Genomic DNA, 7,308 nt, shown 5'->3' with positions numbered 1-7,308 from the left:
GTTGTCGTGGTCAGCCAGAAGAAGAATGGCCATTATCGTGTTCTCCCTTTCCAGATCTCAGAGTACGCCGGCTTCGTTCTTGAGCTTGTCGACAAGCTCGGCGACCGATTTCACCTTCACGCCTGCCTTGCGGCCCGACGGTTCTTCCGTTTTCAGCACCTTGAGGCGCGGCGCGGTGGAAACGCCGAAATCAGCCGGGCTCTTCTTGTCGAGCGGCTTCTTCTTCGCTTTCATGATGTTCGGCAGCGTTGCGTAGCGCGGCTCGTTCAAGCGCAGGTCGGTCGTCACGACGGCCGGGAGCTTGATCTTGATCGTCTGCAGGCCACCGTCGATCTCACGGGTGACAGTGGCGCTGTCGCCGGCGATCTCGACCTTGGAGGCGAAAGTCGCCTGGGCGGAGCCGAGAAGGGCTGCAAGCATCTGGCCGGTCTGGTTGGAATCATCGTCGATTGCCTGCTTGCCGACAATGATGAGGCCCGGCTTTTCAGCGTCGGCAACACCCTTGAGGATCTTTGCGACTGCGAGCGGTTCTACGGCGTCATCGGTTTCGACGAGGATGGCGCGGTCGGCGCCCATGGCGAGCGCAGTGCGCAAAGTTTCCTCGGCCTTGGCCGGGCCGATTGAGACGACGACCACTTCCTCGGCCTTGCCGGCTTCCTTCAGGCGAAGGGCCTCCTCGACCGAAATCTCGTCGAACGGGTTCATCGACATCTTGACGTTGGCAAGGTCGACGCCCGATCCATCCGGCTTGACGCGGATCTTCACGTTGTAATCGACAACGCGCTTGACTGGGACGAGAATTTTCATGGGGTCCTTCCTTCGAACAGAGATGGGCCTTCAACAGAGACTTCTGGGAAAATGCGCGCTTGGACGCTGCTCCGATTGTCGAATGGCGACATGGATACGCGTTTTTCCTCCAAATACAACGCTTCCGTAACGCAGCCAGTCGATTTGGATGGCAATATATTAACGTTTACGTTCACGTCAATATTAAAGCTTGTCCCGCCCCCAGGGCAGGCGCGGCGGCACGGGCATGCCGGAGGCGGTGACACGGATGGGGACCGGCCGGTCGCGAACGGCACGTGGTGTGACGATCTGCCGGTCGAAGAGCGGCACGCCTGGCCGGCGCAGGATCAGAATGAGCAGGGCGCCAGCGATGATGCCGCCGACATGGGCGCCCCACGAGACGTTACCGTCCGGATCGACCAACAGCATGAAAAACTGCTGACCAACCCAGAGCAGGAGCGGAATGAAGGCCGGCAGCGGCAATGGCACGCGGATGAAGACCAGCACCCAGACCCGCACGCGCGGATGCAGCATCAGATAGGCCGCCACCACGCCGGAAATTGCGCCCGATGCACCGACGAGAGGCGCTTCCGATATCGTCGACAGCAAGCCATGGCAAAGGGCACCGGCCGCAGCGCAGGCGAGGTAGAAGACGAGGAAACGCAGATGTCCCATCGCATCCTCGACATTGTCGCCGAAGACCCAGAGGAAGATCATGTTGCCAGCAAGATGCCAGAAGCTCGTATGGATGAAGGAATAGGTGATGTAGGTGGCGGCTTCCGGCACGATCTCCAGTCCCGGCGCCAGCATCGCATGGCCGAAGATGATAGCCGGGATATAGCCGAGGCCGACGGTTGCCGCCTGCGCGACCTGATCGCTTTCGACTGCCGTGAAGATCCAGGCGGCTATGTTCGCCGCCATCAGGCCGAGCGTGACCCACTGAACCCTGATGTGTTTCAGCGTATTGGCATCGTGCAGCGGTATGAACATGAAGGCCTGCCCCCGGGCGATCGTGACGGCTGCGAACCTACCTGTTTTTTCCGGGAACCCAAAGCACATCCGCCTTGCCGCCATTATTTGCATGACGGGCGGCTACGAACAGAAAATCGGAGAGGCGGTTGACGTATTGGAGTGCTGCGGCGCTTACGATTTCCCCGTCGTTTCGGGCAAGCGCCACCATCAGCCGTTCGGCGCGGCGCGCGACCGTGCGGGCGAGGTGCAGATGGGCGGCCGCAGCGCTGCCGCCTGGCAAAACGAAGGATTTCAGCGGTTGCAGTTCGGCATTCAGCCTGTCGATATCCTGCTCCAGCCGTGTGACCTGGCTTTCGACGATGCGCAGCGGCTCGTAAGCCGGCGGCTCAGCGGTTTCAGGCGTGGCGAGATCTGCACCGAGATCGAAGAGGTCGTTCTGGATCAGCGCCAGCATGGTGTCGAGCTCGAGCAGGTCCGCCGTATGCAGCCTTGCTACGCCGATCGCCGAATTCGTTTCGTCGATGGTTCCATAGGCTTCGACGCGCAGGTCGTGCTTCGTGCGGCGCGGGCCGGAGACCAGCGCGGTCGTGCCGTCATCGCCGGTTCTGGTGTAGATCTTGTTGAGCTTTACCATTGCCGGCTCGCAGATCAGCTCGGACGTCCGCCGCCGGTCAGCCAGAGCGTCAGCATGATCAGGATGACGGCTATCGCCTGCAGCAGCACGCGTAGCTGCATCAGCTTGTTGGAAAGGTTCGCATCGCCACCCTTCATCATGTTGAACAGGCCGCGGATCAGCACGAGTGCGACGAGGCCCATGACGATGATCGCGATGACATAGGTGACTGTGGACATGGCAGTCTCTTTTCTTCTTCAGTCCGTCCAGCGCATCAGGCAGTAGAAGAGATTGGCCGGAAGCAGCCTCTTCAACAATATGCCCTGTTTAGCCGGAATCGTTACGGGATAATGTGGCTTCGGATTTTTCGAGTTCAATGCACGCGTCAATACTGCATAGACCGCCTCGGGGCCAAGTTTGTGGCGGTTGACCGGGCCTGAGCCTTCAAGGCGGGCAAGCTGTCTGCGGTATTCGACCGCATGGGGCGAGTTTTCCAGGTCGATATGTTCTTTGATCTTTGCCAGCGCGTTTGCCGTAAAGCGGCTGGTGATCGGTCCCGGCTCGATCAGGCTGACATGAATGCCGCTTCCCTGCAGTTCCATGCGCAGGGTGATGCTCAAGCCTTCCAGCGCGAATTTCGAGGCCGTGTAGGCGCCGCGATAGCGGTAGGGCACGAGGCCGAGAATCGAGGAGCATTGCACGATGCGGCCCTGGCCGCGGCGGCGCATGAAGGGGATGACCTGTCGCGTCAGTTCATGCCAGCCGAAGACATTGGTCTCGAACTGGTCGCGTAGCGCCTGCGTCGACAGATCTTCTACCGCGCCCGGCTGCCCATAGGCGCCATTGTTGAACAGTGCATCGATCCTGCCCCCGCTGCGCTCGGCCACAGCATCCACCAGTGCCGAGATCGTCTCGGGCTGTGTGTAGTCCATCAGGAAAGCTTCGATGCCGTCTGCTTCAAGCGAAGACAGATCCTCGACCTTGCGTACTGTGGCGAAGACACGCCAGCCATCCGCTTTCAGGGCGCGCGCGCAATAGGCGCCGATGCCGGAAGAGCATCCGGTCACGACGATGGTGCGCTGATCGGCCATTCAATGATTCCTGTACAAAACGGGACTCGTTTCCCATATTCGCGGGAAGGATACAATTGGGAAGCCGAATGCCGAAATTCCTGCGCACGCTCTATGATGTGGTCTACGATGCCATCTGCCACCTCATCGAGGACGATGGCTTTGCCATGGCAAGCCATGTTGCGCTTTCCACTCTGCTTGCAGTCTTTCCCTTCCTGATCTTCGGCACTGCGCTTGCCAATTTTCTTGGTGCCGACCAGTTTTCCACCACGGCCATCCATCTGATCTTCGATACATGGCCGGAAGCCATCGCCAAGCCGCTGGCCGATCAGGTGGTGCAGGTGTTGACGATCCCTCGCGGCGGGCTGCTGACCATCTCTGTGCTTGCAGCTGCCTATTTCGCCTCTAACGGTGTCGAGGCGCTCAGGATCTCGCTGAATCGTGCCTACCGCGTGCAGGAGACGCGCCCCTGGTACCTCACGCGCCTTGCGAGCCTCGGCTATGTCCTCATCGCCGTGATCATCTTTGCGGTCATCAGCATCCTACTCGTGGCAGTCCCTGTCGGTCTTGATTATGCCCGCGACTGGCTGCTGCACAACGACTCGCTCGAATGGCTTCCCGTCACGATCCGCCAATGGCTGCCTGCTATTGTCGATACACTCGAAATTGTCTTCAGCTGGCGTATCTACGGCACGCTCGTCATGCTGACGATTGCCCTGCTTGTCGTCCACCTCTGGCTGCCTTCCGGCAAGCGTCGTGTTTTCGACGTTGTTCCAGGCGTGTTCCTGACCTTGGTGGCCTGGCTCGTCGGCGCGCTGATCTTTGCTTACTATCTCACGACCTTCGCCAATTACACAGCCACCTATGCCGGTCTGGCATCTGTCATGATCGTGCTGATCTTTCTCTATATGGTGGGTGTTATCTTCATCGTCGGCGCGGAGATCAATGCGGCGCTCATGAAGTTCCGGGTGCTGCGCAATTTCTCGCGAACATTCTCGGTGGTCGGACGTGACCACGCCGCCGATTCAAAGTCCGACAAGACGGCGAATATCGGAAGCTGACAGCCCGCGGTCACGCAGTTCCGCAAGGCCGGTATCGCCCTCGCTCTTGGAAAGCTTGCGGCCGTCTGCATCCACGACGAGGCGGTGATGGTGGTAGACGGGCTGCGGCAGGTTGAGCAGGTTCTGCAGCAACCTGTGCACCGAGGTGGCGTGAAAGAGGTCAAGGCCGCGCACGACGTGGGTCACGCCCTGCAGCGCATCGTCGATGACGACGGAGAGGTGGTAGCTGGAGGGCGCATCCGAGCGTGAGAGAACGACGTCGCCCCAAGCAGCGGGCTCGGCCAGGATGTCGCCCTTTCGTTCATCGCCGGTCTCCGTCCAAAACAGCGGTTCGCCGATCAGATCCAGTGCCCTGTTCATGTTGAGCCGCCATGCATGTTTGAGACCGGAGGCCAGCATCGCGTCCCGTTCTTCCTCGCTGCGGTCACGGTCGTCGGCTGGATAGTGCGGCGTGCCATCCGGATCGCGCGGCCAGGGCTCGCCCATTCTCTCATAGGCGGAGACGCGTGTTTTGACCTCGCTGCGCGTGAGGAAGGAGGGATAGACCAGTCCGCGTTCGATCAGTGAATGAAGGGCTGCCTGGTATTCGGAGAAATGTTCCTGCTGGCGACGGACCGGCCGTTCCCATTCAATGCCCAGCCACGCGAGATCGGCGTAGATGCTGGCCTCGAATTCGGGTGTGCAGCGCGTCAGATCGATGTCTTCGATACGCAGCAGCAGCCGTCCGTCTGCGGCCCTGGCCATGTCGTCGTTCAGGAAAGCCGACAGCGCGTGACCGAGATGCAGAGGTCCGTTGGGGCTCGGGGCGAAACGGAAGACGGGTTTTTGACGCGGAGTCGTGATCATGCTTTCTTCTGGCATGGATTTGAAGCGATCGCGAGGCAAGGTGCGGGTCATCAGCAATGAAAAGGATATTGAAGAGGGGCTTGCCGCTCTCCTTGTTCTCGATCCACGGCTCGCGCCGATTGTCAGCGAGGCCGGCCCTGTCCCGCTGAGGCTGCGCGAGCCGGGCTTTGCCGGCCTTGCTCATATCATCGTTTCGCAGATGGTATCGCGCGCCAGCGCCGAGGCGATCTGGCGGCGGATGCAGCCGGCGAGCGGACTGCTAAGCGCGGAATCTTACATATTGCTTCACCCCGATGCCTGGCGCGAGTTTGGGCTATCGCGCGCCAAGGCCGATACGCTGACGCGGATTGCGCAAGCGGTCGCATCCGGACGAATCAATCTGCAGACCCTGGTCCAGAAACCGCCTGGCGAAGCGCTCGCAGAACTGACGGCTCAGAAGGGAATCGGGCCATGGACGGCAGAGGTCTATCTGATGTTCTGCGGCGGCCATGTGGACGTGTTTCCGGCGGGTGACGTGGCGCTTCAGGCGGCGGTCGCTGCGGCATTCGGTCTCGCTGAACGCCCGCAAGCCAAAGTACTTACAGGGCTTGCGGAAATCTGGTCACCCTGGCGCTCGGTCGCAGCCCGGCTTTTCTGGGCTTATTACGCCGCAAAAACGCGTCGCGACGTGCTGCCGATCGGCTGACAGACACGCTCCCTCAATTTGCCTTTATCCCCTGAATTTATTGGACTTCACAATCCTGTAACAACCGGCCTAATATACAGGTGCAGATGCCGAATCGATCCAGGAGGGCTCCTTGACGATTGCAGTCTCACCACAGGCCCTGCCAGCGCTCGTCCTGAACGCTGACTACCGGCCACTGAGTTATTACCCCTTGTCGCTCTGGTCCTGGCAGGACGCGATCAAGGCGGTATTTCTCGACCGTGTGAACATTATCGCAGAATATGAGCATGAGGTTTCCTCACCGAGCTTCTCGATGCGGTTGCCGAGTGTCGTGTGCCTGAAGACTTACGTTCAGCCGTCCCGCAATCCCGCCTTCACCCGCTTCAACGTCTTCCTGCGCGACAGGTTCGAGTGCCAGTATTGCGGCGCTCACGACGATCTGACCTTCGACCATGTCATCCCGCGCGCTCATGGCGGCGAGACGACCTGGGAGAATGTCGTGGCGGCCTGTTCGCCCTGCAATCTACGCAAGGGCAGCAAGCTTCCGAAGCAGGCAAGCATGTTCCCGGCGCAGAAGCCGTACCAGCCGACTGTGCAGGATCTGCACAATAACGGCCGGCTCTTCCCGCCGAACTATCTGCATGACAGCTGGCTCGACTACCTCTACTGGGATACCGAACTGCAGCCGTGATGCCTTGGTTCGAAGTCTGTGGTTTGCGCAGTCGTCAGCTGCGCAGTTCTGCGCGACGTGCCATGAGCGCTTAGGCTGTCTTCTTCACGCTCCAGAAGGCGAAGGCGGCGAGGGCCAGGCTTGCGATCACATTCCAGCCCGCAAAGGACAGGCCGAGAACGCGCAGTGCTGCATCCGTGCAGGACGGGCCCTTGATCGTGTTCAGTTCGCCCAGGAGATCGCCGGCATTGGTGGTCATGCTGCTTGCAGTGGTCGAGCAGGTGGCGGGGCCTGGCCAGAAGTGCCATTCCACGCCTGCGTGATAGACGCCCATGCCGGCGCCGACGAGCATCAGGATGCCGACGGCAAGAATGATGGCGCGCGTCATCCAGTTCGGCAGGCCAATGAGGGCGGCGATCGCGCCGACGATCGCGATCGGAATGCCATAATAATAGGGCTGGCGCTGCAGCAGGCAGAGCGCACAGGGAATATAGCCGCCGATATACTGGAAGCCGAGTGCCGTTCCGACGACCACTGCCATGGCGACTGCGAACAGCAGAGAGAGGACGACGCCCGGACGGGCAAGCGGCGAGGTGGTGGCATTCATGGCGGAACTCCGCGAAGTT

General features: G+C 60.5%; 10 protein-coding genes. 3 read left to right on the top strand and 7 right to left on the bottom strand.

Features of this window, described 5'->3' with window-relative positions:
- Positions 1-57: 57 nt before the first annotated feature.
- The 5 genes from PMI11_RS31450 to PMI11_RS31430 form a co-directional block, all read right to left on the bottom strand.
- Positions 58-807, bottom strand: a complete 750-nt coding sequence (locus tag PMI11_RS31450; RefSeq protein WP_007825551.1) for an electron transfer flavoprotein subunit beta/FixA family protein — start codon at positions 805-807, stop codon at positions 58-60.
- 183 nt (positions 808-990) lie between these two features.
- On the bottom strand, positions 991-1,776 hold the full coding sequence (locus PMI11_RS31445; RefSeq protein ID WP_037072551.1) for a rhomboid family intramembrane serine protease: 786 nt from the start codon (positions 1,774-1,776) through the stop codon (positions 991-993).
- A gap of 37 nt (positions 1,777-1,813) precedes the next feature.
- The gene (locus tag PMI11_RS31440) at positions 1,814-2,392 is read right to left on the bottom strand and encodes a cob(I)yrinic acid a,c-diamide adenosyltransferase (protein WP_007825546.1); all 579 of its coding nucleotides are present in this window, start codon (positions 2,390-2,392) and stop codon (positions 1,814-1,816) included.
- Positions 2,393-2,406: 14 nt separating this feature from the next.
- The gene (locus PMI11_RS31435) at positions 2,407-2,610 is read right to left on the bottom strand and encodes a twin transmembrane helix small protein (protein WP_007825545.1); all 204 of its coding nucleotides are present in this window, start codon (positions 2,608-2,610) and stop codon (positions 2,407-2,409) included.
- Between the two features lie 18 nt (positions 2,611-2,628).
- A complete protein-coding gene (locus PMI11_RS31430) occupies positions 2,629-3,462 on the bottom strand; it encodes an SDR family oxidoreductase (RefSeq protein WP_007825544.1) in 834 nt (277 codons plus the stop codon).
- A 68-nt stretch (positions 3,463-3,530) separates the two neighbouring features.
- On the opposite strand from PMI11_RS31430, the gene PMI11_RS31425 reads away from it, so the two are divergent.
- Positions 3,531-4,502: a YihY/virulence factor BrkB family protein gene (locus tag PMI11_RS31425; protein WP_007825543.1), complete on the top strand. Its 972-nt coding sequence runs from the start codon at positions 3,531-3,533 to the stop codon at positions 4,500-4,502.
- On the opposite strand, the gene gluQRS is transcribed toward PMI11_RS31425, so the two are convergent.
- On the bottom strand, positions 4,467-5,348 hold the full coding sequence (gene gluQRS / locus PMI11_RS31420; RefSeq protein WP_007825542.1) for a tRNA glutamyl-Q(34) synthetase GluQRS: 882 nt from the start codon (positions 5,346-5,348) through the stop codon (positions 4,467-4,469). The two genes, PMI11_RS31425 and gluQRS, sit on opposite strands and share 36 nt — an antisense overlap.
- On the opposite strand from gluQRS, the gene PMI11_RS31415 reads away from it, so the two are divergent.
- Both PMI11_RS31415 and PMI11_RS31410 read left to right on the top strand, forming a co-directional pair.
- A complete protein-coding gene (locus PMI11_RS31415; protein ID WP_037072550.1) occupies positions 5,347-6,033 on the top strand; it encodes a DNA-3-methyladenine glycosylase family protein in 687 nt (228 codons plus the stop codon). The two genes, gluQRS and PMI11_RS31415, sit on opposite strands and share 2 nt — an antisense overlap.
- Before the next feature lie 112 nt (positions 6,034-6,145).
- Positions 6,146-6,703 (top strand): HNH endonuclease, encoded by a 558-nt coding sequence (locus PMI11_RS31410; protein ID WP_007825539.1) that lies wholly within the window; start codon positions 6,146-6,148, stop codon positions 6,701-6,703.
- A gap of 70 nt (positions 6,704-6,773) precedes the next feature.
- Here the strand turns inward: PMI11_RS31410 and PMI11_RS31405 are convergent, their stop codons facing one another.
- A complete protein-coding gene (locus PMI11_RS31405) occupies positions 6,774-7,289 on the bottom strand; it encodes a disulfide bond formation protein B (protein ID WP_007825537.1) in 516 nt (171 codons plus the stop codon).
- Positions 7,290-7,308 lie beyond the last annotated feature (19 nt).

The organism is Rhizobium sp. CF142, assembly GCF_000281145.1.
Lineage (GTDB): Bacteria > Pseudomonadota > Alphaproteobacteria > Rhizobiales > Rhizobiaceae > Rhizobium.
Note: the sequence above shows the minus strand (reverse complement) of the source record. Positions and strands in the feature narration are given on the sequence as shown.

Bases quoted from the DNA above. Each gene is read 5' to 3' on its own strand.
- PMI11_RS31425 (WP_007825543.1), top strand. From the start codon at position 3,531: ATGCCGAAATTCCTGCGCACGCTCTATGATGTGGTCTACGATGCCATC.
- PMI11_RS31440 (WP_007825546.1), bottom strand. From the start codon at position 2,392: ATGGTAAAGCTCAACAAGATCTACACCAGAACCGGCGATGACGGCACG.
- PMI11_RS31430 (WP_007825544.1), bottom strand. From the start codon at position 3,462: ATGGCCGATCAGCGCACCATCGTCGTGACCGGATGCTCTTCCGGCATC.
- PMI11_RS31405 (WP_007825537.1), bottom strand. From the start codon at position 7,289: ATGAATGCCACCACCTCGCCGCTTGCCCGTCCGGGCGTCGTCCTCTCT.
- gluQRS (WP_007825542.1), bottom strand. From the start codon at position 5,348: ATGATCACGACTCCGCGTCAAAAACCCGTCTTCCGTTTCGCCCCGAGC.
- PMI11_RS31445 (WP_037072551.1), bottom strand. From the start codon at position 1,776: ATGTTCATACCGCTGCACGATGCCAATACGCTGAAACACATCAGGGTT.
- PMI11_RS31435 (WP_007825545.1), bottom strand. From the start codon at position 2,610: ATGTCCACAGTCACCTATGTCATCGCGATCATCGTCATGGGCCTCGTC.
- PMI11_RS31450 (WP_007825551.1), bottom strand. From the start codon at position 807: ATGAAAATTCTCGTCCCAGTCAAGCGCGTTGTCGATTACAACGTGAAG.
- PMI11_RS31415 (WP_037072550.1), top strand. From the start codon at position 5,347: ATGCTTTCTTCTGGCATGGATTTGAAGCGATCGCGAGGCAAGGTGCGG.